Below are 26,001 nucleotides of genomic sequence, written 5' to 3'. Positions count from 1 at the left end.
GCCATCATGGAAATGACTTTTCACGCCACTACAATTTGTGCAGTACGGCATAATGGCACAGCAGCTATTGCCGGCGATGGCCAAGTTACATTTGGTGAAAGTGTAGTCATGAAGCAGACCGCCAAGAAAGTGCGCCGTCTTTACCGGGGACAAGTTGTCGCCGGTTTTGCCGGTTCTGTGGCGGATGCAATCACGTTATTTGAGAAATTCGAAGGCAAGCTGGAAGAGCATCATGGAAATCTGCAGCGCGCCGCTGTTGAACTCGCGAAGGATTGGCGTCAAGACCGTGTGCTTCGCAAGCTTGAAGCTTTGATGATTGTTATGGATAAAACCGGGATGCTGCTGATTTCAGGCGGCGGCGAAATCATCGAGCCTGATGATGATGTGCTGGCCATTGGGTCAGGCGGCAATTTTGCCTTGTCGGCAGGACGGGCGCTTAAGCGTCATGCCGGACATATGGAAGCGAAGGATATCGCCAGAGAAGCGCTTCAGATCGCTTCTGAGGTGTGTGTCTATACCAACAGCAATATTATTGTCGAAGAGCTGTAAGGATGCCATACAGCAACATATAGCCATATCAGGGGTGGAGGTATTCGCGATGAGTAAAGAATCGATGACGCCAAGACAGATTGTATCCGAGCTGGATAAATACATCGTAGGCCAGAAGGAAGCTAAAAAATCGGTCGCTGTAGCACTTCGGAACCGCTATCGCCGGAGCTTGCTTACGGATGACGAGCGGGATGAAATCGTACCGAAGAACATATTGATGATCGGTCCCACCGGCGTCGGCAAAACGGAGATTGCAAGAAGGCTTGCCAAGCTGGTTCATGCTCCGTTCGTTAAGGTCGAAGCGACAAAGTTTACCGAGGTTGGATATGTCGGCCGTGATGTGGAATCCATGGTACGGGATCTTGTGGAAACCGCGATCCGGATGGTGAAGCTGGAACGTACCGAGAAGGTTAAGGACAAAGCCGAGGAAATGGCGAACGAGCGGATCGTTCAGTTGTTGGCGCCTTCAACCAAAGGGCAGAAAAGTCAGCGAAATCCCTTTGAGATGCTGTTTGGCGGTGCGAATAACGATACCCAGACCGAAGAAGAGGATGCGGACGATAAGGACGTTAGTCTCAAAGAGAAGCGGAGACAGGTGCGCTTTAACCTGCTGTCCGGTAAGCTTGAAGACGAAACGATTGAGATTGATGTCGAGGATGCTGCTCCAAACATGTTCGATATGTTTGCGGGGCAGGGCAATGATCAGATGGGCATGAACATGCAGGAAATGTTCGGCAATCTGATGCCAAAGCGCACAAAGCGCCGCAAGCTGTCAGTGAAAGAAGCCAGGAAAGTGCTGACGCAAGAGGAAGCAGGCAAGCTCATTGATATGGATGATGTCATCCAGGAATCCATTCGTCGGGCAGAGCAATCCGGCATTATCTTTATCGATGAGATCGACAAGGTTGCCAGCCAGGGCCGCCAATCGGGTCCGGATGTGTCCAGAGAAGGTGTGCAGCGCGATATTTTGCCGATCGTGGAAGGCTCAACGATTATGACGAAATACGGACCGGTAAAAACGGACTTTGTCCTCTTCATCGCGGCAGGTGCTTTTCATATTGCAAAGCCATCGGATTTGATTCCCGAGCTTCAGGGGCGTTTTCCGATTCGGGTGGAGCTCAGCAGCTTGTCACTCGACGATTTTGTATCCATTTTGACCGAGCCGAAAAATGCACTAACCAAGCAATACGTCAATCTGCTGCGTACCGAGGATCTTGAGGTTGAGTTTTCTCCGGAAGCAATACGGGAGATTGCCCAAATTGCGGCTTCGGTTAACCAGAACACGGAGAATATAGGCGCGCGGAGACTTCATACGATTTTGGAGAAGCTCCTTGAAGACCTGTCATTTGAAGCGCCTGAGTTGACGTTGGACCGCATGGTGATCACGCCGCAGTATGTTTGGGAGAAACTTGCCGGCATCGCCCAGGACCGGGACCTGAGCCAGTATATTCTGTAGTCGCAAGCATATAGGTCTATATGCCGGGTATGCGAAAGTAAATAATTGTCGATATTCATCCCACTCCTTGCAGCAAGTTGTCGAAGCGCTTTCGCATGTTGGAAGGGATCGGGACGGATTTCGTAATTTTTTGTGAATTTTATGGTCCCCATCAGGACCTACCTTTCGGGAAAAATCGCTTAAATTTTACAGATTTAGTGATACGATTTGCAATAATATAGAAAAAAACCGGATAAAAATGAACACAAAGCCCTTCTTTTTGGTAAAAGATAGGGCTTTTTTCTTATTGTAAAAAGTCCCAATCTTTAAGAAACTTAGTTTATGTGACATCATGTTGTCTTTTTCTACTTAAGACCTAGGTTAGTTCATACGGATTATATGATTTGTCGAAAAAAGAGGATTTAGCTAGGAAGAGTGGAATACCTTTCTGCAAAGTCCAGTCAGGAGGAATGAGCTAGTGAATCTGTTGAATAATAGTTCTTTTCAACGGCTTCAAAGCGGTTTGGATGCAGCTAATCTCAGAAACAATGTGATTGCAAACAACATCGCCAACGTGGATACTCCTCATTTTAAGAGATCCGAGGTATCCTTTGAGAGTCTTCTGAAAAAAGAAATGGATGGGGCCCAATTGTCATTACAGGGCAGAAGAACAGATCCCAGGCATTTTGTCATTGGTTCAACCGGGGGGATTCCTGAGGCTTCGGTCATGAAGGATGGCAGCAGCTCCATGAATAACAACCAGAATAATGTCGATGCAGACAGAGAAATGTCGCTGCTTGCAGAGAATCAGCTCCGTTATAATTCATACATACAAGCTGTCAATGAGCAGATTCGAATGATGCGTACAGCTATTGAAGGGAGATAGGGTTCATGAATATTAGCAATAGCTTCGGTATTAATGCATCAGCTCTAACAGCACAACGGCTTCGAATGGATGTCATCTCCTCCAACATAGCCAATGCGGAAACCACTCGCGCGCGAATCGAGAACGGCCAAGCCGTTCCCTATCGTCGAAAAACGGTAGTGTTACAGCCGCAGCAGGAATCATTTGAAGGGCTACTTAGAGCTCAGATGAATGGTCAGAATGCGGGACAAGGGGTAAAGGTTGCGCAGGTACGGGAAGATCAAACCCCGCTGAAACAGGTATATAACCCTACACATCCCGATGCGAATACGGAAGGCTATGTCTTTATGCCTAACGTGGACATTACGAAGGAAATGGTGGATATGATAGCAGCTACCCGTTCGTACGAAGCTAACGTTACGGCGATCAATGCTTCGAAAGCGATGATTATGAAGGCGTTGGAGATCGGTAGATAACAAGTGGAAAATACATAAGCCCATATTGTAGGAGGAGAGAGAGAAATGATTCAAAATGCAATGTTCAGTGTTCAGGGCGTGCAGCCGCTTCAACTGCAGGAGCAAGTGAAAAATGGTGCGACTCCATCCGAATCGATTCGCGATTTTGGCTCTTACCTGAATGAAGCACTGAACTCTGTGGCATCACAGGAACAAAATGCACATGTCATGAGCGATAAACTAATGATTGGACAGGTAAACGTAGATCAGGCGATGATATCCGCCCAACAGGCTCTGTTGAGCATTCAGCTCACAACACAGGTCCGAAACAAAGTGGTAGAAGCCTATCAAGAGATCATGCGCACGCAAATCTAAATGTTTCTAGCAAAGTTTCGGATGGGGTGACAATGTGAACGAGAGAATGACCCAGTATCGGGAGAGAATGACCCAGTATTGGAACCAATTCAGCAACAAACAAAAAATAATGTTAATTGCTACAATAGCATTTGTTTTGATTGCTCTAATCGTACTAACGATGCAGTTCTCCAAGACGAAGTACGAAGTAGCATTCAGGGATTTAAATTCCAGCGACGCTGCAGGAATCATCAGCCACCTGGAGACCCAAGGGATTTCCTACAAGCTGAGCGAGGATGGCAGAAGCATCCTGGTTCCGAGTACGAGCGCAGCTAAAGTCCAGATTGATGTAGGGTCGCAAGGACTTGTACAGAATGGTACGATCGGATTCGAAACCTTCGAGAAGAACGCATCAGCCATCGGGATGACAGATAACGAATTCGAAGTGAAATATGTAAATGCACTGAATGGCGAAGTAGAACGACTGCTCGAGAAGATGCAGGGCGTCCAGGATGCAACGGTATTATTGAATTTGCCAAAAGAAAGTGTATTTGCAAAAAACGGAAACGAAGATCAAGCCAGCGCTTCCGTAGTTGTGCAATTCAAACCAGGCTACCGGCCTAATCAAGAAGTCATTGACGGGTATTATAACCTCGTGAAGACGGCCATTCCGAACTTACCGGTTGAGAACATTACAATCACCAATGACGAAGTCGAGCTGCTCGCAACAGCTAAAGGCGGTCAAGGCGGATTGATCGGTAAGGTGGAAGAAAACTTCGCGCTTCAGAAAAAATTCGAAAGCGACGTTAGGCAAAATGTTCAGCAGTTTCTCTCGCAGTACATGGGATCGAATAAAGTCAATGTTCTGGTCGCTTCCAAACTGAACTTTGATCAGGTGCAGAGCAAGGAAAACATCGTAACCCCTGTTGATGAAGAAGAAATGAAGGGGATTGAGCTCAGTGTTCAGGAGATCCAGAAGAACTATTCGGGAACCAGTAGTCCAACCGGCGGAGTGGCCGGTGTAGGCGAAGAAGCTGTTCCGGGATATCCAAGCGATTCTGGAAGCGGGGAAACGAACTCGGAAGAGCTCTCCAAAACCGTTAACTATGAAGTTAACCGGATTACGAAGGATATCATAGCAAGTCCATATACTGTTAAAGATTTAACCATTAATGTCTCGGTTGAACCACCTGCCGGTCAACAAACTTTGGATGACGCGACAAGAACGGCAATACAGAACATTCTGGTTAATATCGTGCGTGCATCGCTCTCGGATACAGGCTCTACTTATACAGACGCTGATTTGTCCAAAAAAGTTTCGGTTATTTCACAGGTATTTAATGTAAATGCGGATGAAAATCCGAAAACCGTTCTTTCACAGCCTGTATTATGGGGGATTGGTATCGCTGCGTTGGCGTTAATTGCCGGAGGAACCTATTTCATAATCCGCAGACGCAGAAAGCAGCAGGAAGAATTTGAAGATGATATTCAGCTTCCGCCAGTTACGGAATTCCCATCGATTAATCTCGAAAGTATAACCAATGAAAGCCAGGTTCGTAAGCAGCTCGAAACCTTGGCGAAGAAGAAGCCAGATGAATTCGTGAATTTACTTCGCACATGGCTAGCTGAGGAATAGAGGTGGAAGCATTGGCTAAGGGAAATAACCAAATGTTAAGCGGACGTCAAAAAGCGGCTATACTGCTCATTACACTTGGCCCGGAAGTGTCTGCTCAAATATTTAAACATCTTCGAGATGAAGAAATTGAACAATTGACGCTGGAGATTGCGAATGTTCGTAAAGTCGACAGTGATGAAAAAGATAGCATTATTCAGGAATTCCATCAAATATGCCTGGCCCAGGAATACATCTCGCAAGGCGGAATTAATTACGCTAAAGAGATTTTGGAGAAGGCGCTTGGACAGCAAAAAGCGATGGAAGTGATCAACAGACTGACGGCAACGCTTCAAGTAAGACCGTTTGACTTTGCTCGCAAAGCGGACCCAAGCCAAATTCTGAACTTTATCCAGAACGAAAATGCACAGACTATTGCACTCGTCTTGTCGTATCTTCAATACGAGCAGGCATCTGCGATCCTATCTTCGCTTCCGCAAGAGAAGCAGGCCGAAGTAGCGCGTAGGGTTGCGGTCATGGACAGTACTTCACCAGAAGTCATCGCCCAGGTGGAACGGGTTCTGGAACAGAAGCTGTCGGCGACGGTTACCCAGGATTACACGAGTGCGGGTGGCATTGAATCCATCGTTCAAATTCTGAACGGTGTGGATCGCGGTACGGAACGAACGATCCTCGATTCCCTGGAAATCCAGGATCCTGAGCTCGCCGAAGAAATCAAGAAGCGGATGTTCGTATTCGAGGATATCGTCAACGTGGACAACCGTTCGATCCAGCGTATTATCCGCGATGTCGAGAATGCCGATCTACAGCTTGCACTCAAGGTGGCAAGCGAAGAAGTACGGGACGTCATTTTCCGCAACATGTCCAAGCGTATGGCCGAAACCTTCCGCGAAGAGATGGAATACATGGGACCGGTACGGCTGCGTGATGTGGAGGAAGCTCAGACTCGGATTGTAAGCACGATCCGAAGACTCGAAGAAGCGGGCGAGGTCATTATTGCCCGTGGCGGAGGAGATGACATCATTGTCTAACTTGATCAAATCGTCCCACTATAAACCGATGGATGTGTTGAAAGAGTTGGATCTTGCTCGTCGTTACGCTTCGCCAACCGAGGAAACGGTAGAGGAATATACTCCCCCGACTTCCGAGCCGGCTGTCGTACAAACACTGGCTGAAGCCGAACGCTTAAAGCATGAGATGCTAAAAGATGCTCAGGAGTTTGCCGAACGACAAATCCGCGAAGCTTCGGAAGAGGCGGAACGGCTGTTGGCCGAAGCGCAGCAGCAGATTGAAGCGTGGTGGACCGACAGAAGGCTTCAGGACGAGGATTTGTCCGAAACGCTGAAGATGGAAGGCTTTAATCAAGGATATGCCGAGGGTTCAGCCAAGGCAGAGCTTGAGATGAAGGAATTGATGGAGCAAGCGACATTACAGGCGAGCGAATTGCTTCAGCTTGCCCATCAAGCCAAGGAAGATCTAATTCAGGAAGCGGAGCCTTTTTTGGTGGAGCTCAGCTGCAGCATAGCGGAGAAAGTACTGGATCGTCAGCTTACGATCGAACCTGATTTCACGCTGGAGCTGATTCGAAAGAATCTGGCACGCAAGCGGGAAAAAGGGGTCATCTCTCTCTGCGTAGCTCCTGAACAGTTCGAATTTGTATACGCGGCACGGGAAGAGCTCGGATTATCGATCGACTCTCAGGCAGAACTTCAAATTTTGCCGGATTCCACGGTTAAGGATCGAGGCTGCGTGATCAGGTCTTCTTTCGGAAGCGTGGATGCCCGGATCGATACACAGCTATCCGAGATCAAAAAAGAGCTCGTGCGGTTCGCTCTTGATGACGAGGAACGGAGAAATCAAGATGAAGAAGCTGAATAGCGCGCGGTACTTGGATCATCTGAAACATCTGGACCCCGTTCGCATCAACGGTAAAGTTACACAGGTTATCGGACTGATGGTGGAGTCCGAAGGACCGGATGCAAGTATCGGCGATGTTTGTTATATCTATCCCACGAAGCAAACCAAGCCCCTCAAGGCGGAGGTCGTGGGTTTTAGAGACAATAAGGTGTTGCTAATGCCTCTCGGCGAGCTTCACTCGATTGGTCCTGGCTGTGATGTAGTCGGTACCGGCAAACCGCTAAGCGTGCAAGTAGGTTCGGAACTGCTTGGCAAAGTGCTCGACGGATTGGGACAACCGCTGGACGGATCCATCATTCCGGCGCGCATGCCGCACTATTCAACCCATAATGTTCCGCAGAACCCGCTTAATAGGCCGAGGGTTCAGGAGCCGATCAGCATCGGCGTCCGCGCGATTGACGGATTGCTCTCCATCGGCAAAGGCCAGCGGGTCGGTATATTCGCCGGATCCGGTGTCGGGAAGAGTACCCTGATGGGAATGATCGCCCGAAACACTTCTGCCGATGTCAATGTCATTGCTTTGATCGGGGAACGTGGACGCGAAGTGCTGGATTTCATAGAACGGGATTTGGGTCCCGAAGGGTTAAAACGGTCCGTCGTAATTGTTGCGACCTCGGATCAACCGGCACTCATCCGCATTAAAGGGGCCTTGATCGCTACAACGATCGCCGAATATTTCAGGGATCGCGGCCTGAATGTGATGCTGATGATGGATTCCGTAACCCGCTATGCGATGGCGCAGCGAGAAGTAGGACTGGCCGTAGGAGAGCCGCCGGCCATGCGCGGTTATACGCCGTCTGTATTTGCCAGTCTGCCGAAGCTTCTGGAACGCGCAGGCACAGGGCCAACGGGCTCGATTACCGCCTTTTACACGGTGTTGGTAGATGGTGATGATATGAACGAACCGATCGCGGATGCAGTCAGGGGAATACTTGATGGTCACATCGTACTAAACCGGAATATCGCAAACAAAGGGCATTTTCCGGCAATCGATGTGCTGGCCAGCATTAGCCGGGTGATGAAAGATATATCTCCAGAGGAACAAATCGATGCTTCCGAGAACGTAAAGCGACTGATGGCGATATATAAGGACTCGGAGGATTTGATCAATATCGGGGCGTATCAACAGGGCTCGAATGCCGATATCGATGAATCGATTGAATATATCGGGCGAATATGGGATTTCACGAAGCAAAAAGTGAATGAGAAAACAACATTGAATGAGGTTCAGGAACGTTTGATTTCCGAGTTTTCAAGGAGATGACTTTGAAGAATGAAATTTCATTATGCATTCCAGAAAATCGTAGACCTGAAAAGCAACGAGAAAACGCAAGCCGAATGGATGCTGTCAAGCGCCATCGGGAAGCTGCAGGCGGAAGAGAAAAGTCTGAATGAGCTGTATGAGATGCGGGATCAAATGTATCACGCTCAGCAGGAAGCTGCATCACGGTGCGTGCCGGTCGCTGAGATCCGAAACATTCAGGTATATGCAGAGCACTTGGAAGAATGCATTGAGCGTAAGAGGAATGACATACGGATCGCTCATGTCAATGTAACGAAGAAACAAAAGGTATTGTCCGACAAGATGCTAGACGAAAAAGTGTGGCTGAAAGCAAGAGATAAATCCCAAGAAAAGTTCCGGCATGAAAGTCTCCTTCGGGAACAAAACGAGCTGGACGAAATGGCGACGGTACGTTTTGCGATCAAAGCCCGATAAGGTTTGCAAACACCGAAGGGTTACGACCGCGAAGGAGGAATGAGAGTGGCACGAAAAGACATGCCGCTTGATAAGGAAGAATCAGGCGGAGGATTTGAACGGATACTGTTGATTTTGGTACCTGCTATATTCACGATCGTTCTGCTCGGGGCGCTTGCCGTATTTTTTAGAGCCGATGTGCGGGATGGACTAATCGATGTAGCCAATAAAATTCCGGTCGTCAAGAACTGGGTCCCGGATCCGGTGCTGACCCCGGAAGAACAGAAACTCAAAGAAGCGAAGCAGCAGGAAGAAAGCGCGGAAGCAACGATTGTTGAACTTAAGAAGCAGCTTGCCGAACGCGAAGAAACATTAAATGAAGTAACGGAGCAAAAAGCAGCGCAGGAAAACAAGGTGAAAGAGCTGGAAACCCAAATTGATTCGATGCAAAGTACATCGACAAGCGGTGAGGCCGAGGAGGAAGACGCGTATACCAAGCAGATTCGCGAACTGTCCAAGCTCTACGCCGACATGAGTCCAAGCAAAGCGGCACCGATCATGCAAAACCTTACGCTGGAAGAAATGGTGCTTATGCTTAGTCAGATGAAGAGCAGCAACCGGGTTGCCATTCTGCAAAAAATGGATCCGAAAACGGCCGCGGATGCAACCATGATGCTTAAAGATGCCGAGACTTCTGAAGATATGGCCATCGCGGCTCTGCAATCCAGGCTCAAGAAGAACGAATCGGAGGCAGCGCAGAAGAAGACATCCGACAATCTGGATAAAAATCAGTTGAATCAGACTTTTGCCGGAATGACACCCGCCAACGCTGCCGAACTGCTGATGCAAACGTATAAGATCAGCCCTGCTAAGACCATGACCATTCTGAATACAGTGGATGATGCTACTCGTTCACGGATTTTAAATGCGATGTCCTCGAAAGATGCGGAGCTGGCAGCAAAGATATTGAATCGCCTGATGGGCTCTAAATAAGCTCTGAAATGAATCTCCATCCCCAGGAAAGGAGGTGAAATAAGACGATGACAATAACGGTACAAAACATGTCTTCATCCATAAGCAGTCCCTCGGGAAGCGGAAAGGCAAGCGCGGCGGGTCAGACGACAGCGGGTGTATCCTTTGATGCGACACTGGCTTACCAGATGAATAGCAGCGGGAACAGCGCTTCAACAACATCGACGGAAGTCGCTGCCAAGCTGGAATCCTTGCTAACGCAGTATTCTTCGGAAACCGATGCATCGCTTGAAGGCTTGATGGAATTGCTTCAAGGTTTGCTGCAGGAGCTGGACACCATGGACCAGGCATTAATGGAGGATCCATCCCTTTTGCAAGAGCTGCAGAATTGGCTCACGCAAGCGAATATTATGCTGAGCGGAGCTGCTTCCCAGGCACAAGAAAACGCGGGTGGGAATGAGATGTCTCCATTGGCTTCCAGACCGGAGACCATTCGATTCGCGGTACAGGATACGATTAGCCAGCTGGCATCGATGCTTGAAAATTCTAAAGTTTTACAGCTTGAATCAAATGATTCATTAAAACAATTAGTCCATGCTTTTCATGAAATTTTGAACAGAGGAGTAGAAAGAACAACGAACCAAGTTCAAAAGAATCCGATAGAGTTGGATTTAAGTAGTGGAGGGACTAATAGTTTGATTGAAAACAATCCAGCAACAGCGTCGAGTCCAGTAAAACAACTTTTACAAGAAAGCATTCAGCTAAATCGTGTACTGAATGAAAATTCACAACTTCGTTCATTGAACTTGAATGGACAAGCGCACCGAAATGACTTGTCTGTTGCTACTGTATTCAATCAGAGTTTAGTTTCTAAACAGGGGGCTGATATCTCAAATAATGGGATTCAGAATCAACAGGTTCAAAGCGAGCTTAATGTCTTAGAGTCCCTTGTTGTTGAAGATGTTGAAATCCCTGAACACGTTAATATTACAGCTGGACAATTGACATTGCGATCTGGAACACAAGTATTGGTAGGTTCGCATGTGCCTAAAGTTCCTGTGATGCAGTTTGCTAAAGAGATGACCAATTTTATCATCAATAAGTTTGAGTTTGTAAAAAGTCAGACCTTTACAGAAGCTAGAATTTCGTTGAACCCAGAGCATCTGGGTCAAGTTGATATCAAACTTACGATGCAGAATGGCCAATTAATCGCCCAGTTCATGACAAGGTCGACGGATGCTAAAGAGCTGATTGACCAGCAGATGGCACAGCTTCGAAGCTCTTTGATTGCACAGGGGCTGCAGATCGAGAAAATTGAAGTCACACAGAGCAGCCAGCCTTCCAATGCGAATCTTTATCAAGACGGCCGTCAGCCTGGATCAGGCCAGCAGCAGTCACAACATCGCTCAAAGGAAAAGGACAGGCCATCCGATGATGCCGTGCTGGCAGCAAATTTGACAGAAGAATTAAACGACTGGATTGCAGAGCATCAAGTCGACGATGAACGGATGCAGACAGGAACATTTAACGCTAAAGCCTAACAGTGAGGAGGTGAACTTGAATGGCAACAAATCCGGTATCTACTACTAATATGTGGCCCAATTATGCTAAAGGGAACGTCAGCAATAAGAACGGAAACGGCCAGGAGCTTGGCAAAGATCAGTTCTTGAGCATTCTGATTACGCAGCTGCGCCATCAGGATCCACTTCAGCCGATGCAGGACCGGGAATTTATTGCCCAAATGGCCCAGTTTACTTCCCTGGAGCAGCTGATGAATATCAATACTCAATTAACGGCAATGAGTCAGTCTTTGGGTTCTGCATCTAGTTTAATCGGCAAACAGATCAGCTGGTTGCTCAAGCCGGAGGATGATTCTGAAGCGGTTATGAAAAGCGGTATCGTAGATTCCATCATTGTTCGTGAAGGCGTCCATTATGCCAAAGTCGGTGACAGTGAGGTATCGCTTGACCAGATCATGAAAATCGAGAACGCCGTAACCGAGGATGATCCAGAAGCATTGAATCCAAGTCTGACAGATCCTGCAACAAACAATCCTGATCCTTCCGTACCTGAAACAGCTAATCCCGGTCCGTCAGATACTGAAGCAGGAGATTTCGGACAAGGGGTAGACGAGCCTGAGGGAACGGCGCCATGAGTGACCGCATGATGATTGGGCATTTATATCCTGGGAAAATACATCCTGCAACGCTTCATAATGAACGAAAAACTGCACAAGCTCAGACGACTCCGCCCGCCGGGACGTTCCAGGAGCTCTTAAATGAGAATCTGCTTAAAATCAGCAATCATGCGGCAAAGAGACTTCAGCAGCGGGGCATTGAATTAAAGAGTGATCAGCTTGCGCAGATTCAGAACGCAGTGGACAAAGCTGCAGCGAAGGGGAGCAAAGAATCCCTCATTCTGATGAAGGATATGGCTCTCATAGTGAATATTCCGAATCGGACCGTGGTCACAGCGATGGATGGCAACGCGATGAAGGATAACGTTTTTACGCAAATTGATAGTGCAGTAATTATTTCGTAAATCTGGCTGGCCCGTGAGGAAGCCAGGCGGCCGCTGATCGACAGAAGCGGTCCATAACAGAAGGAGGAAAATCGATGTTAAGATCCATGTATTCCGGTATTTCCGGAATGAGAGGTTTCCAGACCAAGCTTGATGTCATTGGTAATAACATTGCTAATGTAAACACGGTAGGTTTTAAGGCTGGACGTGTGATGTTTAAGGATGTTATGAGCCAAACTATCGCAGGTGTGACTCCGGGTACAGAAGATCCTACAGGGGGGGTAAACGCAAAGCAAATAGGTCTAGGCGTTTCGGTAGGGTCTATTGACACTCTGCATACACCTGGTAGCGCAATGATAACCAATAATCCCACTGATTTAAGAATTGATGGCGATGGATTTTTTATGGTGAAATTAAGTGATGAACAGGAAACGCCTTTTCTTACTCGTGCCGGGGATTTTCATGTTGATGTAGCTAGAAACCTTGTTACATCAGATGGTTTTCTCGTACTAGATTCTGGCGGGGAACCAATTGTACTTGGTGAGAATGTAACTGCCTTCTCGATAGCTCAAAATGGAACGATAATTCAAAAACTCGATGACGGAACTACGGATGAAGGCGCAGTAATTGGGGTTGCTAAAATACCGAATCCCGAAGGGTTAGAGAAAATTGGAGGCAATCTTTATAGAGTGACTCTGAATGCTGTCCCGGACGGTGACTTAGAAGATGTCATGTACGGTGGAAATGATGCAGAGGCAGGAACTGGCGCTATTATTTCAGGCCAGCTCGAAATGTCCAACGTTGACCTGACCGGCGAATTTTCGGAAATGATTGTCGCTCAGCGCGGCTTCCAAGCCAACTCCCGGATTATCACGACTTCGGACGAAGTTCTTCAAGAAGTTGTAAATCTGAAACGATAAAGATGGATAGGGAGGGGCAATCCCCTCCCTGATTAAACAAGGAGGCTGTCCATGATATCGGTAACGAGGTTAAATGGTTCGCAGTTGTGGCTTAACGCGCTGTTGATAGAAATGGTCGAGGAGACTCCTGACACCTACATTACTTTGATTAATGGAAAACGAATGATTGTGCTTGAAAGTGCAAATGAAATCATCACTTCCGTTAAGGCGTATCATCACGAGGTAGGAATTCATCAAGCTACCATTAAAGTGCAGCAATTGGAGGAACCTTCATGAAAAAGATGCTCCCCTGGTTAATTACGATCCTGTTATCCATTACGCTGATTGTCCTGGCGATCTTCCTATTGTCGGATAAATTACTTGGCGATAACGGTAAAAGTCAGGCTTCAGCCAATGCAGCGGCTTTACCTAAATTTTCTGCCGATGAGATCGTTGCGATGACATCGGAAATCGCCGGGATCAAGACGAATTTAGCCGATCCAAGCTATATCGCCCAGATGTCCTTTGCTTTCCAGCTTAATGACAAAAAAGCAAAGGAAGAATTCGAAAAAATCAAGAATATCAAGATTAAACCGATTATTATCAAGACGTTGGCCGATACGAAGCCCGAATTACTGAATGATTCGAAGGGGCGCGAACAATTTAACGCTAAGCTGGTGAATCTGGTTAATAAGTCGTTAACGTCTGGACGTTTAATTCAAATTGAAATGACAGATGTTATCGTCACTGAAATCTAGACTGTTCGTCGGACGACCTGTAAGGGGGTGAGTAGATGGTTGATGTTTTATCGCAGAATGAGATCGACGCCTTATTGGCCGCTCTCTCTTCAGGGGAAATGGATGCTGAAGAACTGAAAAAAGAGGAAACGCAAAAGAAAATTCGTTCTTATGATTTTAAGAGGGCACTCCGCTTTTCCAAGGATCATATTCGGAGCTTGACCCGCATTCACGAGAACTTTGCACGATATTTGACCACATATTTTTCGGCACAATTACGCACTTTTGTGCAAATTAACGTGGTCCAGGTTGAACAGCTTCCATATGATGAATTTATTCGCTCCATACCCAAAATGACAGTTCTCAATATATTCGAGGCGGAACCGCTTGTCGGGCGCATGGTGCTCGAGGTCCATCCCAACATTGCTTACGCGATGCTGGACCGTTTGCTGGGAGGAACAGGCATAGCTCCTTCTTCCATCAGCTCGATGACCGAAATCGAGACGATCATCATGGAACGCATTTTCAGCCGGGCATTCGACAGTCTTCAGGAAGCATGGAAAACGGTGCTGGACATCTCACCGCGGCTTGAAGCATTGGAAACGAATCCGCAATTCATGCAGATTGTTTCTCCAAACGAAACCATTGCGCTAATTTCCCTTAGCACCAAAATCGGCGATACCACGGGGATGATTAATCTGTGTATCCCGCATGTAGTGCTGGAACCGATCATGTCGAAGCTATCGGCGCATCAATGGTTTATCTCGGAGAAAAAAGCGAGTGTTCCAGAGGAAGTAGATGCTCTTAAGCAGCGCGTAAGTAAGGCCAAGCTTCCGATTGTTGCCGAATTGGGCGTTTCACAGCTTACCGTGTCCGAATTTTTAGGACTGAGCGTCGGCGACGTCATCTCATTAAACAAGCCGATGCATGATGGACTTTCCATTAAGGTTGGGGACAGATTAAAGTTTATTGGCAGTCCCGGAACGATAAAAGACCGGGTTGCTGTACAAATCGATGAAATTGTCATCGAAGGAGCTGAAGAATTTGACGAGTAAAGACTATTTATCCCAGGAAGAAATCGACGCTTTGTTAAAACAGTCGGAAATGGCATCACCAGCATCAATTCCTTCGGCGGCGACTGTCGATGATGTATTAACACCTTTGGAGCAGGACGCGCTCGGCGAGATTGGTAACATTACCTTTGGCAGTGCTGCAACCGCTCTGTCTACCTTGCTGGGCAAAAAAGTGGATATCACTACACCCAAAGTGTCGATCATTAAGCGAAGCGAGTTTGAGGAAGAATTTCCGAAGCCGCATGTAGCGGTACATGTTACTTATGTGGATGGATTTGAAGGAATTAACTCGCTAGTCATTAAAACGCGCGATGCTCAGGTCATTGCCGATCTGATGTTAGGCGGGGAAGGCAACCCCGTGGAAGAGGAACTGAACGAGATTCATATCAGTGCCGTTCAGGAAGCGATGAACCAGATGATGGGCTCTTCCGCAACGAGCATGTCGACGATTTTTAACCGGTTCGTCAATATATCGCCGCCAGGCATTGATATTTTGAACATGGCAAAGGGTGAAGGGGTTAACAACCTTCCGCCGGATGAAACACTGATTAAGATTTCATTCCGATTAATTATCGGTGACCTTATTGATTCAACCATTATGCAGCTGCTTCCCGTTCATTTTTCCAAGGATATGGTGCACATGCTTATCAACGGAACGGAAGAGCCTCAGCCTGCGAAGCAGGAAGCCGCGCCGGCGGTGGAAGCACCTGTCAGTACCCAGGAACCGGCTCAAGCACCAGCTAACCCTGTGAATGGCAATGATATGGGCCAAGGATATGACTACGGACAAGGCTACGGCCAGCCAATGCAGGGACAGGGAGGGCCGATCCCGCAATCCATGCCATATGGACAGCCGCAGATGCCTTACCAAGCGCAGCCGCAACAATATGGCGGCATGCCGAATCGCAATGTGAATGTACAGCCCGTACAGTTTGCGAATCTGCAATCTGCGCCGTACACCCAGGTGGATGAAAACAATCTGAACTTACTGATGGACATTCCCCTTAAAGTCACCGTAGAATTAGGGAGGACTCAAAAGCAAATTAAGGATATCCTGGAAATGTCGCAAGGTTCGATCATCGAGCTGGACAAGCTTGCCGGTGAGCCTGTAGATATCCTTGTCAATCATAAACTGATTGCCAAGGGCGAGGTCGTTGTCATCGATGAGAACTTTGGTGTACGCGTGACGGATATCGTGAGCCAATGGGACCGGATTCAAAAATTACAATAGCACAAACATTTTAGGGAGGATTTTTATCAATGGCTAACCGAATTCTGATTGTGGACGATGCTGCATTTATGAGAATGATGATCCGTGACATATTGGTCAAAAACGGATTCGAGGTTGTGGGAGAAGCACAGGACGGTGCGCAAGCAATCGAGAAATTTAAAGAACTTCGTCCAGATCTGATTACGATGGATATTACGATGCCGGAAATGGATGGTATCGCAGCGCTGAAAGAGATTAAAAAAGTCGATGCGAATGCAAAAGTGATTATGTGCTCTGCCATGGGCCAACAAGCGATGGTTATTGATGCGATCCAAGCTGGAGCCAAGGACTTTATCGTTAAACCGTTCCAATCGGACAGAGTCATTGAAGCCATCAATAAGACGCTTGGCGTATAAGGATTCTTCTTATGATGATGGCAGCTTCTGATGGATTAGGCTCAAGTAGTACTACCGGGTATTATTTACAGTTATTTTATGTCTTTATCGTACTTGCCATCATCGTTGCGTTGATCGTGTTCCTGATTCGCTTTCTCAGCAGAAAGAATCAGAGCTGGATGCAGGGCCGCTCCATTCGTACTTTGGGTGCGGTTGGGATGGGCCCTAACAAATCCCTTCAGCTCGTCGAAATTGGGGGCAGCATCTATGTGATCGGAGTTGGCGAAGACGTCCGGTTGGTGGACAAAATTTCTGATCCAGCTGAAGTTGCGCTTATCCAAGCTGCATTTGAACAGGATTCTGGAATACATAATGGGGCACTGCCGCCTTTTATAACGAAACTGGCGGCAAAACTCCGTAAAGACAAACCACCGGAAGAAATGGAATTGGACGATACATCTTCTTTCCATGAAGTGTTCGAGTCCAAGCTGCGCAGCGTACCGAACCGGAAAGAAAAGGTTGAAGAATTGCTGCGGGAGGATCATAAAGATTCATGAATAAAAAGATCTCGTACGCCATCGCGATTTTCATATTGTTTGGATTTCTGTTTTCCCATACGGTATTTGCGGATCCGATTCCAAACATCGATATTCAAATCGGCAATGAGGGAGATACACCGGGGACAAGCTCCTTGTCCTTGATACTCCTGATCACCATTCTTAGCATTGCACCGGCGATACTGGTGCTGATGACTAGTTTTACAAGGATTGTTATCGTGCTTGGCTTTGTCCGTACTTCGCTCGGCACACAGCAAACACCGCCAAACCAAGTGTTGATCGGCCTGGCTCTGTTTCTTACCTTATTCGTAATGGCTCCGACGTTGTCTTCAATGAATGATGTAGCGCTGCAGCCCTATCTGAAAGGTGAGATCACCCAAGCGGAAGCACTGGATAAGGCTCAAGATCCCATAAAGAAATTCATGTTCGCGCACACACGGGAAAAGGATCTATTGTTGTTCATGAATTACACAGGCGCAGAGAAACCCGAATCTTATGAGGATATTCCATTAACGGTTTTGGTACCGGCATTTGCCATTAGTGAGCTGAAGACGGGCTTTCAAATGGGCTTTATGATCTTCATTCCGTTTCTGGTCATCGATATCGTGGTTGCCAGCGTGCTGATGGCGATGGGTATGATGATGCTGCCGCCGGTCATGATCTCGCTGCCATTCAAGATTTTGCTTTTCGTGCTGGTAGACGGCTGGTATTTGGTAGTGAAATCCATGCTGATGAGCTTTAACACGTAGCAATAAGCGGCAAGTAATTCGAATACAGGGGGACTTAGCCGTGAGCGCTGAATTTATTATCGGTCTGGCAGGACAAGCGGTTTATATTGTGCTCCAGGTGAGCGCACCGATGCTGGTTCTCGCACTGGTTGTCGGACTAATCATCAGTATTTTTCAAGCGACAACACAAATCCAGGAACAGACGCTGGCTTTCGTACCAAAAATTATTATCGTACTTATATCATTATTGCTGTTTGGTCCTTGGATATTAACGACGTTAGTGGATTTTACCCACGGAATTTTGGACAATCTCTACAAATATATCGGATAGGCTGAGTGTCCATGGAATGGTTGCAGCAAAGTTTACCTGTTTTTATGCTTATATTTTGTCGAATAACAGCTTTTTTTGTAATATCGCCAGTGTTTACTTCACGCGGTATACCCCCTTCTTACAAAATAGGCCTTTCGGCCATCATCGCCCTGATCGTATATTTTTCGTTCGGGATCGGAGAAGTGGTTCCGCAAGATCTGTCTTACGTCATATTAATTGTCCAGGAAGTATTGGTTGGACTGCTGCTTGGTTTCACTGCTTATCTTATTATGACCGTCGTCCAAACGGCAGGCGCATTTATTGACATTCAGATCGGGTTCAGCATGGCAAATGTCATCGATCCTTTTACGGGGACTTCCAGTCCATTAATCGGTAACTTCAAGTATTATCTTGCTCTACTGGTGTTTCTGAGCATGAATGGCCATCACTACCTGTTTGATGCGATTATGTACAGCTATGATTGGATTCCGATTACGGGGGATGTGTTTGGGAAGATTCATGACGGTAATGTGACGGATTTTCTCGTACGGACATTCTCACACTCTTTTGTATTGGCACTTCAAATGGCCGCTCCGCTGGTAGCCGCTTTGTTCCTGACCGATGTCGGGCTTGGCTTTCTGGCAAGGACGGCGCCGCAGTTCAATGTATTTGTTATCGGTATAATCATCAAAATCATCGTTGGACTCGTGCTGCTGATGCTGCTCATGCCGATGCTGGTGTCACTATTTGATCATCTGTTTGCCAAAATGTTTGAAGCACTCCGGCAGCTACTCGGCGTTCTTGGCGACGGGCCGACTTAAGGAGGATGGAGGTGAAGCGGATGTCATACCGGTATCCGGTCGACTTACAGTTGTTCGCTGGCGAAAAGACGGAGAAAGCCACACCGAAGAAACGCCAGGATACACGTAAGAAAGGCCAAGTTGCCAAGAGTATGGAGGTATCGGGTGCATCGGTTTTGCTGGCCGCATTCTTTTGCTTGTTAATTTTCGGCGGGTATATGAGAGACCGCACTGTTCGACTGTTTATTGACATTTATATTAATCGGCTCTCCATGGACGTAACGAAAGACAATGTGATGCAGTTATTCGGGGAGTACGGTGTTCAAATCTTGCTTCTGCTGGCTCCGTTGTTTATCTCGATCTTCGTTGTTGCGCTGATCGCCAATTACTTGCAGGTCGGGTTTATGCTGACGGGCGAGACTTTGAAAATGAAGTTCAGTAAAATCGATCCCATCAAAGGGTTCAAGAACATATTCTCGATGCGTTCCTTGGTCGAGTTTTTGAAATCGGTCATTAAACTGACCATCATCGGCTACCTCGTGTACACCACCTTGTGGGCTGCCAGGGAAGGATTATCGTCCTTATCGACGATGGGTCCCGACACCATTTTTCATTTCGTGGCGGATATCACCATGTCACTGGGTTTTAAGATTGCCATCGGGCTGATCATTCTGGCCGTTTTGGATTACATGTATCAGAAATATGATTATGAGAAAAACATTCGAATGTCCAAACAGGACATCAAAGACGAGTACAAGAAGATGGAGGGCGATCCGCTGATCAAAGGGAAGATCAGGGAACGCCAGCGTCGGATGGCACTGCAGCGGATGATGCAGGAAGTCCCGAATGCCGACGTTATCATCACGAACCCAACCCACTTTGCAGTGGCGATCAAGTATGACGGGTCCATGATGGAAGCTCCGCAGATCATTGCGAAGGGTCAGGATTTCATGGCCTTGCGGATTAAAGAAATAGCGAAGGAACACGGAATTATAACGATGGAAAACAAGCCGCTGGCACGCGCTTTGTACCAACGGTCGGAAATCGGGGATTCGATTCCGGGAGACCTGTTCCAGGCCGTAGCGGAAGTGCTGGCCTATGTATATAAACTAAAAGGTAAAGTGAAATAATTAGGGACCGGAGGCGTCATTGCAGTGAAAATAAAAGATCTATCTGTCCTTGCGGGTGTCATTGGCATCGTACTCATGATGATTCTTCCGATCCCGGTATGGCTGCTCGATGTACTCCTGATTATCAATGTCTCGCTGGCGCTTATTATTTTGCTGGTGGCCATGAATACGAAGGAAGCCCTGGACTTCTCCATCTTCCCTTCCTTATTGCTCATCACGACACTGTTTCGTGTAGCGCTTAACATTTCGACTACGAAGCTGATTCTGTCGGAAGCTAATGCGGGCGAGGTTGTAGCCACGTTCGGTAAGTGGATAGCGAATGGCGAAATTGCGGTTGGGTTCATCGTCTTTTTGATCCTCGTTGTTGTACAGTTCATCGTGATTACCAAAGGCTCGGAGCGGGTAGCAGAGGTTGCGGCAAGATTTACGCTCGATGCGATGCCTGGTAAACAGATGAGTATCGATGCGGATCTGAACGCAGGTTTGATCAATGAGCAGCAAGCCAGGGAGCGGAGAAGAAAAATCGAGCGGGAAGCCGACTTTTACGGGGCTATGGATGGTGCAAGTAAATTCGTTAAGGGTGACGCCATCGCTACGATTGTCATCATGCTGATCAACCTGATCGGCGGATTTATCATCGGGATCTCGATTCACGGAATGTCATTCGGAGACGCGATGAGCACATACTCCATCCTGACGATCGGGGACGGATTGGTCAGTCAGATTCCGGCGCTTTTGATTTCCACTGCAGCGGGGCTGATTGTTACAAGAGCTTCTTCGGAAGGGAACCTGGCGGAGGATCTGACAGGGCAGCTCTTCTCATACCCTCATCTATTGTACATTGTTTCAGGTACCGTTCTGTTGCTAGGGATTTTCACACCCATTCACCTGATTACGACCGCACCGATTGCGCTCATCTTATTTATTGCGGCACGGAGGATGCAGAACAATCTGGATCGCAAGCAGGTCGAGGTGGAGCAGATGGAGGAGGAACAACAAATCGAAGAGGTTCGAAGTCCGGAAAGTGTGATCAACCTGCTTCAGGTTGACCCGATCGAATTCGAATTCGGGTATGGGTTGATTCCGCTCGCAGATGCGCAGCAGGGCGGAGATTTATTGGACCGGATCATTATGATTCGGAGACAATGCGCACTTGAGCTGGGACTTGTCGTACCGGTTATCCGAATTCGCGACAATATTCAACTAAAACCGAATGAATATGTCATAAAAATAAAAGGGAATGCTGTCGGCGGCGGTGAATTATTATTAAATCACTACCTCGCCATGAGCCCTGGGTACGAGGATGATTCCGTAACGGGGATCGAAACGACTGAACCCGCCTTCGGGCTCCCAGCGCTTTGGATAGATGAAGCCATGAAAGAGCGGGCGGATCTTGCCGGATATACCGTAGTCGATCCACCGTCCGTAGTGGCTACCCATTTGACCGAGTTGATTAAGAGACATGCCCATGAGCTGATTGGACGCCAGGAGACTAAGGCATTGGTTGACAACATCAGAGAAAGCTATCCGGTCCTTGTGGACGAGCTCATTCCTTCCGTGCTGACTATTGGAGAGGTGCAGAAGGTATTGGCTAAGCTGCTCCGCGAAAAAATCTCGATTCGGGACATGGTCACGATTCTCGAGACCCTTGCGGATTATGGACATTACTCGAAAGATCCCGATGTCCTTACCGAATATGTAAGACAAGCTCTCTCGCGGCAGATTACCCAGCAATATGCTCAAGAGGGAGAGGCTATGCGGGTCATCACGGTTGGACCGCAGCTTGAGAAGAAGATCGCCGAAAGCGTCCAGCAGAGCGACCAAGGAAGCTATCTTGCCATGGACCCGGCATCGACACAGAGCGTGTTTCAGAAGCTCAGTGAACAGGTTAACCGGATCATTCAGATGGGGCAGCAGCCTGTTCTGCTTACCTCACCGGCCATAAGAATGTATTTAAGGCAGGTTATTGAACGAAGCATGCAGGATATTCCGGTGTTGTCTTATAGTGAGCTGGAGCCGAACGTCGAAATTCAAAGTGTCGGAGTGGTGAACTTATGAGAGTGAAGAGGTATATCGTCGACACGATGCCTGAGGCGATGCAGCACATTCGTACGGATTTAGGTGCGGATGCCGTCATACTGAGTACGAAGGAAACCAAGGTGGGCGGATTCCTGGGTATGTTTACCCGCAAGAAGATCGAGGTAATCGCCGCAGTAGAGCAAGCGGAGAAATCCAAAGGCTCTGCTCCGATGAAGTCCAAAGTTACGCCTGCCGTACCTTCTGGTGCCGTACCCAAGGCCTATCAACGAACGGCTGAAATTTCAAAGCCTGGTTCACAAGCCTCCACGAATTCCGTGAATAACACGGATACAACCTCCGGCGTACAGCAGGAGGATGACTATAGTCGTTTTGCAGATATTCTTAGCCAGGTTGCTGCTTCCGAGGAGGCCGTTAACAGTTACAAGGATGAAGCGGGTCATGGGCAACAGCCTGCAGCACCTGCACAAACCGCGATGCGATGCGATCAAGCGGAAACGGCTGCATCAGTTGAATCTGTGAAGTCTGATAAGTCTTCTCGTGGAGGACAGGAGGAGCCATTAAGCTCCCGTTTGGGAATTAGTGAATCCGAACAAAGAGTCCTTGAAGAGCTTAAGGAAATGAAGGAATGGATCGCGCGATTGTCCAGGCAAAATCTCGAAGCGCAGCAGCTTCCCGAGCCGCTGCATTTCATTCGGGATCAGCTGCTTAAGCAGGATCTTTCGGCCAAGCTGACGGAAGAGTGGCTCACTGCCGCTGAAGAAGCCTGGCAAGCCAGTCATATGCAGATGAGCGAGGCCGAGCTGCAGAACGTGATTTACAAGCAAGCCGAGGCGTTCCTTGAGGGACGTATTGGCGGCGGTGTTCAGCCCGAGACCCGGATTGTATATATTGCCGGTCCGACAGGGGTCGGCAAGACAACCACGATCGCGAAGATCGCAGCAGAGCAGCTGTTCCGTAACCAACGCAAGGTAGGTTTTATCACTTCCGATACGTATCGGATATCTGCCGTTGAACAGCTGCGCACCTATGCATCCATTCTCAATGTGCCGATGGAAGTCGTGCAATCGCCCGGTGATATGCAGCGAGCCCTTCAGAAGCTGCAGGATTGTGATTTGGTGTTGATGGATACTGCAGGTCGGAACTATCGGAATGAGCTGCTCGTTTCCGAGCTTCAAAGCCTGTTCTCCCATTCCGATCAAAGCGAAACCTATCTTGTGCTCAGCCTGACCTCCAAGAGCAGCGATATGATCGAAATCGCGGATCATTTCAGCAAATACGAACTTGATAAGGTCATCTTCACGAAGATGGATGAGACCGGCAGCTACGGCTCCTTGTTTAATCTGATTGATGCCCATAACCTTCGCTTGTCCTATATGACCAATGGTCAAAATGTGCCGGATGATCTGCTGATGGCCGATAGCGAGCGGTTATGCCATCTGCTGCTGGGAGAGATTCGTACATGACGGATCAAGCTCAATCGCTCCGCCAGCTGGTTTCTTCTCAGCAATCAGGGAACAGCGTTAAACCAACATCCCCAAGAACCGCCAAGATTATTACGGTCAGCAGCGGTAAAGGCGGGGTTGGGAAATCCAATTTCACGCTGAATTTTGCGCTGACTTTACAGTCGATGGGCAAAAAGGTATTGGTGTTTGATGCCGACATCGGGATGGCAAACATTGACGTTCTTATGGGCGTGAGCTCCCGGTACAGCTTGTATCATCTCATTCGCCGGGAGAAGAGCATTGAAGAAGTAATTCAATACGGACCTGACAAGCTTCCTTACATTGCCGGAGGTTCCGGTTTGGCTGACATGATGTCCCTGTCTGAAGAGGAAATGAATTATTTTATTTCACAGATTGAAATTATTTCCTCGGAAATGGACTATATCATTTTTGACACGGGAGCTGGCTTGTCCAAGGAAAATATGAGGTTTATTACTTCGGCTGATGAATGCCTAGTCGTCACGACGCCGGAACCGACGTCCATCACAGATGCCTATGCGTTAATCAAGGTGGTGCACGGCACGGAATGTCAGGTTCCGTTCAGCCTGATTGTCAATCGTGCGGGAGATGAAGAGGAGGCAAGTGAAGCAGCGGGCAAAATTATTTTGACGGCCCAGCGTTTCCTGGATATCGACATCAAGCTGCTGGGTTCGATTGCTGATGATACGCATGTTGTCCAGGCGGTTAAACGGCAGGTCCCATTTACAACAGCTTATCCGCGATGTAACGCCTCCAGCGATATCAGACGGATCGCGCTTCGCTACATGACCGTCCCTGCTGCCACAGAGCCTGAAGCTCCGAAGGGAATCAAAGGATTTATGCATCGGTGGCTCAAACGTACGAAATGATTCTTTGCTTGGATTAATGGAAACTGAGGTGGACATCTATGAAGCCTTTTCGTGTGCTTGTCGTTGACGATTCCGCATTTATGAGGAAAATCTTTTCCGATTTCATCGAGCGTGACCCATCTTTTCAAGTTGTCGGAACAGCTGATAACGGTCTTGATGCCGTTCGGAAAGTAAAGGAATTAAATCCGGATGTCATTACATTGGATGTAGAAATGCCGGAAATGAACGGCCTTGATGCTCTGAAGCTGATTATGGAATCGGGTCCCCGTCCGGTCATTATGTTGTCCGGCATTAATGAGCAAGGCATGAAAGAGACCATTCTTGCCCTTGAGGCAGGAGCATTTGATTTTATACGAAAGCCTTCCATTTCTAATGCGCTTGATATTGAGCAGGTGCGTTCAGAACTAATGAAGCAACTGAATGCGGCGATGCAGGCTAAACAGCGGAGGGCATTGTGGGAAGAAGAAGAGCAGAGACGACGGAGTGCGGACATAACGGTTCCTCTTTCGCCAAAGCCTTCTGACAAAACGCTGATCAAGAAGCCGCAGGTGATTGAGAAGAGAACAACGGTCAGCCAGACTGACCAACGGAGCAAGCTAAAGGAGTCGCCCCGTATCCCGCCATCTCGAACTGTGGAAAAGAAGGTGTCTACTGCTGCGGAAGGAGCAGAGCACGCTGGACCAAGGCGAAAACAAGCAGATCGCAAGCCGGTTGCAGACTTTGTTCCAGTCGCGCTTCCAGAGAACGAGAGTCTTCAGCTCCGTGAAGCAAAGATACCGCAATCAATGGAATTGACGGATTTGGTTGCGGTGGGCTGTTCGACCGGCGGGCCAAGAGCATTGAAAGCTTTTCTCGAGCCCATTCCCGGTGACTTCTGTGCCCCGATTGTCATCGTTCAACATATGCCGCCGAGCTTTACCAAATCGCTTGCACAGCGCCTGAATTCATTCAGTCAGCTGGAAGTCATGGAAGCTGAACAAGGGATGGTATTGGAACCGGGCAAAGCCTACATTGCTCCTGGAGGCAGCCATATGAGGGTTTGCCGTTCGGACAGCGGCGTTTACCAAATCAGGATCAGTGAGGATGAGGCCCGCAACGGTCACCGTCCATCTGTAGATGTGCTGTTCGAATCCTTACTGCCATTGACCATGATTAAGCGTCATCCGGTACTGATGACCGGCATGGGAAGCGATGGAGCGAGAATGATGAAGAAGCTTTATGATACAGGAGTGACATCCACCTACGCGGAGAGCGAGCAAACCTGCGTCGTATACGGGATGCCGAGATCAGCTGTTGAGCTCGGATGTGTAAGCCACGTTCTGCCACTACATGATATCGCACCTAGAATGGTTCAAGCTGTAAATAACGGAAAGTGA

The 26,001-nt window shown here is 48.0% G+C and carries 29 protein-coding genes; all 29 read left to right on the top strand.

Annotated features, from left to right (window positions below):
- The first annotated feature begins 6 nt into the window (after positions 1 to 6).
- Positions 7 to 549, top strand: a complete 543-nt coding sequence (gene hslV, locus AC0VZ8_RS21615) for an ATP-dependent protease subunit HslV (protein ID WP_006211334.1) — start codon at positions 7 to 9, stop codon at positions 547 to 549.
- 49 nt (positions 550 to 598) lie between these two features.
- The gene (gene hslU / locus AC0VZ8_RS21610) at positions 599 to 2,005 is read left to right on the top strand and encodes an ATP-dependent protease ATPase subunit HslU (RefSeq protein ID WP_475484345.1); all 1,407 of its coding nucleotides are present in this window, start codon (positions 599 to 601) and stop codon (positions 2,003 to 2,005) included.
- A gap of 457 nt (positions 2,006 to 2,462) precedes the next feature.
- Entirely contained in the window at positions 2,463 to 2,870 is a 408-nt protein-coding gene (flgB, locus tag AC0VZ8_RS21605) for a flagellar basal body rod protein FlgB (protein ID WP_071220075.1), read from the top strand.
- A 5-nt stretch (positions 2,871 to 2,875) separates the two neighbouring features.
- A complete protein-coding gene (flgC, locus tag AC0VZ8_RS21600) occupies positions 2,876 to 3,325 on the top strand; it encodes a flagellar basal body rod protein FlgC (RefSeq protein WP_475484344.1) in 450 nt (149 codons plus the stop codon).
- 45 nt (positions 3,326 to 3,370) lie between these two features.
- A complete protein-coding gene (gene fliE / locus AC0VZ8_RS21595) occupies positions 3,371 to 3,679 on the top strand; it encodes a flagellar hook-basal body complex protein FliE (protein ID WP_071220077.1) in 309 nt (102 codons plus the stop codon).
- A gap of 34 nt (positions 3,680 to 3,713) precedes the next feature.
- On the top strand, positions 3,714 to 5,294 hold the full coding sequence (gene fliF / locus AC0VZ8_RS21590) for a flagellar basal-body MS-ring/collar protein FliF (protein ID WP_071220078.1): 1,581 nt from the start codon (positions 3,714 to 3,716) through the stop codon (positions 5,292 to 5,294).
- Positions 5,295 to 5,305: 11 nt separating this feature from the next.
- Positions 5,306 to 6,322 carry a flagellar motor switch protein FliG gene (fliG, locus tag AC0VZ8_RS21585; RefSeq protein WP_071220479.1) on the top strand — a complete coding sequence of 339 codons (1,017 nt, stop codon included), beginning with the start codon at positions 5,306 to 5,308 and terminating at the stop codon, positions 6,320 to 6,322.
- Positions 6,315 to 7,169, top strand: coding sequence for a FliH/SctL family protein (locus AC0VZ8_RS21580; protein WP_260065133.1), 855 nt, complete (start codon positions 6,315 to 6,317; stop codon positions 7,167 to 7,169). Before fliG ends, AC0VZ8_RS21580 begins: the two co-directional genes overlap by 8 nt.
- A complete protein-coding gene (gene fliI / locus AC0VZ8_RS21575; RefSeq protein ID WP_071220080.1) occupies positions 7,153 to 8,472 on the top strand; it encodes a flagellar protein export ATPase FliI in 1,320 nt (439 codons plus the stop codon). The genes AC0VZ8_RS21580 and fliI overlap by 17 nt, the downstream gene beginning before the upstream one ends.
- Before the next feature lie 9 nt (positions 8,473 to 8,481).
- Positions 8,482 to 8,925: a flagellar export protein FliJ gene (gene fliJ / locus AC0VZ8_RS21570; RefSeq protein ID WP_260065135.1), complete on the top strand. Its 444-nt coding sequence runs from the start codon at positions 8,482 to 8,484 to the stop codon at positions 8,923 to 8,925.
- A gap of 39 nt (positions 8,926 to 8,964) precedes the next feature.
- The gene (locus tag AC0VZ8_RS21565; protein WP_071220082.1) at positions 8,965 to 9,897 is read left to right on the top strand and encodes a MotE family protein; all 933 of its coding nucleotides are present in this window, start codon (positions 8,965 to 8,967) and stop codon (positions 9,895 to 9,897) included.
- A 47-nt stretch (positions 9,898 to 9,944) separates the two neighbouring features.
- Positions 9,945 to 11,417 (top strand): flagellar hook-length control protein FliK, encoded by a 1,473-nt coding sequence (locus tag AC0VZ8_RS21560; protein ID WP_475484343.1) that lies wholly within the window; start codon positions 9,945 to 9,947, stop codon positions 11,415 to 11,417.
- Positions 11,418 to 11,437: 20 nt separating this feature from the next.
- The gene (locus AC0VZ8_RS21555; RefSeq protein ID WP_475484342.1) at positions 11,438 to 12,031 is read left to right on the top strand and encodes a flagellar hook capping FlgD N-terminal domain-containing protein; all 594 of its coding nucleotides are present in this window, start codon (positions 11,438 to 11,440) and stop codon (positions 12,029 to 12,031) included.
- A complete protein-coding gene (locus AC0VZ8_RS21550; protein WP_475484341.1) occupies positions 12,028 to 12,417 on the top strand; it encodes a TIGR02530 family flagellar biosynthesis protein in 390 nt (129 codons plus the stop codon). The genes AC0VZ8_RS21555 and AC0VZ8_RS21550 overlap by 4 nt, the downstream gene beginning before the upstream one ends.
- A 74-nt stretch (positions 12,418 to 12,491) precedes the next feature.
- A complete protein-coding gene (gene flgG, locus AC0VZ8_RS21545; RefSeq protein ID WP_475484340.1) occupies positions 12,492 to 13,316 on the top strand; it encodes a flagellar basal body rod protein FlgG in 825 nt (274 codons plus the stop codon).
- Between the two features lie 51 nt (positions 13,317 to 13,367).
- Positions 13,368 to 13,592 carry a flagellar FlbD family protein gene (locus AC0VZ8_RS21540; protein ID WP_475484339.1) on the top strand — a complete coding sequence of 75 codons (225 nt, stop codon included), beginning with the start codon at positions 13,368 to 13,370 and terminating at the stop codon, positions 13,590 to 13,592.
- The gene (locus AC0VZ8_RS21535) at positions 13,589 to 14,053 is read left to right on the top strand and encodes a flagellar basal body-associated FliL family protein (protein ID WP_475484338.1); all 465 of its coding nucleotides are present in this window, start codon (positions 13,589 to 13,591) and stop codon (positions 14,051 to 14,053) included. The genes AC0VZ8_RS21540 and AC0VZ8_RS21535 overlap by 4 nt, the downstream gene beginning before the upstream one ends.
- Before the next feature lie 35 nt (positions 14,054 to 14,088).
- A complete protein-coding gene (gene fliM / locus AC0VZ8_RS21530) occupies positions 14,089 to 15,087 on the top strand; it encodes a flagellar motor switch protein FliM (protein WP_100538068.1) in 999 nt (332 codons plus the stop codon).
- A complete protein-coding gene (gene fliY, locus AC0VZ8_RS21525; protein ID WP_194543568.1) occupies positions 15,077 to 16,336 on the top strand; it encodes a flagellar motor switch phosphatase FliY in 1,260 nt (419 codons plus the stop codon). Before fliM ends, fliY begins: the two co-directional genes overlap by 11 nt.
- Positions 16,337 to 16,365: 29 nt before the next feature.
- Positions 16,366 to 16,731, top strand: a complete 366-nt coding sequence (locus AC0VZ8_RS21520; RefSeq protein ID WP_006211317.1) for a response regulator — start codon at positions 16,366 to 16,368, stop codon at positions 16,729 to 16,731.
- An 11-nt stretch (positions 16,732 to 16,742) separates the two neighbouring features.
- A complete protein-coding gene (locus AC0VZ8_RS21515) occupies positions 16,743 to 17,267 on the top strand; it encodes a FliO/MopB family protein (RefSeq protein ID WP_071220090.1) in 525 nt (174 codons plus the stop codon).
- The gene (fliP, locus tag AC0VZ8_RS21510; RefSeq protein ID WP_071220091.1) at positions 17,264 to 18,016 is read left to right on the top strand and encodes a flagellar type III secretion system pore protein FliP; all 753 of its coding nucleotides are present in this window, start codon (positions 17,264 to 17,266) and stop codon (positions 18,014 to 18,016) included. Before AC0VZ8_RS21515 ends, fliP begins: the two co-directional genes overlap by 4 nt.
- A 40-nt stretch (positions 18,017 to 18,056) precedes the next feature.
- Positions 18,057 to 18,326, top strand: coding sequence for a flagellar biosynthesis protein FliQ (fliQ, locus tag AC0VZ8_RS21505; RefSeq protein WP_071220092.1), 270 nt, complete (start codon positions 18,057 to 18,059; stop codon positions 18,324 to 18,326).
- A gap of 11 nt (positions 18,327 to 18,337) precedes the next feature.
- The gene (gene fliR, locus AC0VZ8_RS21500; RefSeq protein WP_475484337.1) at positions 18,338 to 19,126 is read left to right on the top strand and encodes a flagellar biosynthetic protein FliR; all 789 of its coding nucleotides are present in this window, start codon (positions 18,338 to 18,340) and stop codon (positions 19,124 to 19,126) included.
- A 20-nt stretch (positions 19,127 to 19,146) separates the two neighbouring features.
- Complete coding sequence (gene flhB / locus AC0VZ8_RS21495; protein ID WP_260065709.1) at positions 19,147 to 20,235, top strand: flagellar biosynthesis protein FlhB; 1,089 nt, start codon at positions 19,147 to 19,149, stop codon at positions 20,233 to 20,235.
- A gap of 24 nt (positions 20,236 to 20,259) precedes the next feature.
- Positions 20,260 to 22,293, top strand: a complete 2,034-nt coding sequence (flhA, locus tag AC0VZ8_RS21490) for a flagellar biosynthesis protein FlhA (RefSeq protein WP_071220094.1) — start codon at positions 20,260 to 20,262, stop codon at positions 22,291 to 22,293.
- Positions 22,290 to 23,738, top strand: a complete 1,449-nt coding sequence (gene flhF, locus AC0VZ8_RS21485) for a flagellar biosynthesis protein FlhF (protein WP_475484336.1) — start codon at positions 22,290 to 22,292, stop codon at positions 23,736 to 23,738. Before flhA ends, flhF begins: the two co-directional genes overlap by 4 nt.
- Entirely contained in the window at positions 23,735 to 24,625 is an 891-nt protein-coding gene (locus tag AC0VZ8_RS21480) for a MinD/ParA family protein (RefSeq protein WP_260065148.1), read from the top strand. Before flhF ends, AC0VZ8_RS21480 begins: the two co-directional genes overlap by 4 nt.
- A 38-nt stretch (positions 24,626 to 24,663) precedes the next feature.
- The gene (locus AC0VZ8_RS21475) at positions 24,664 to 26,001 is read left to right on the top strand and encodes a protein-glutamate methylesterase/protein-glutamine glutaminase (RefSeq protein ID WP_071220097.1); all 1,338 of its coding nucleotides are present in this window, start codon (positions 24,664 to 24,666) and stop codon (positions 25,999 to 26,001) included.

It is taken from the genome of Paenibacillus sp. QJM3NY_38, assembly GCF_056173265.1.
This window is presented reverse-complemented; position numbering and strand designations above follow the sequence as displayed.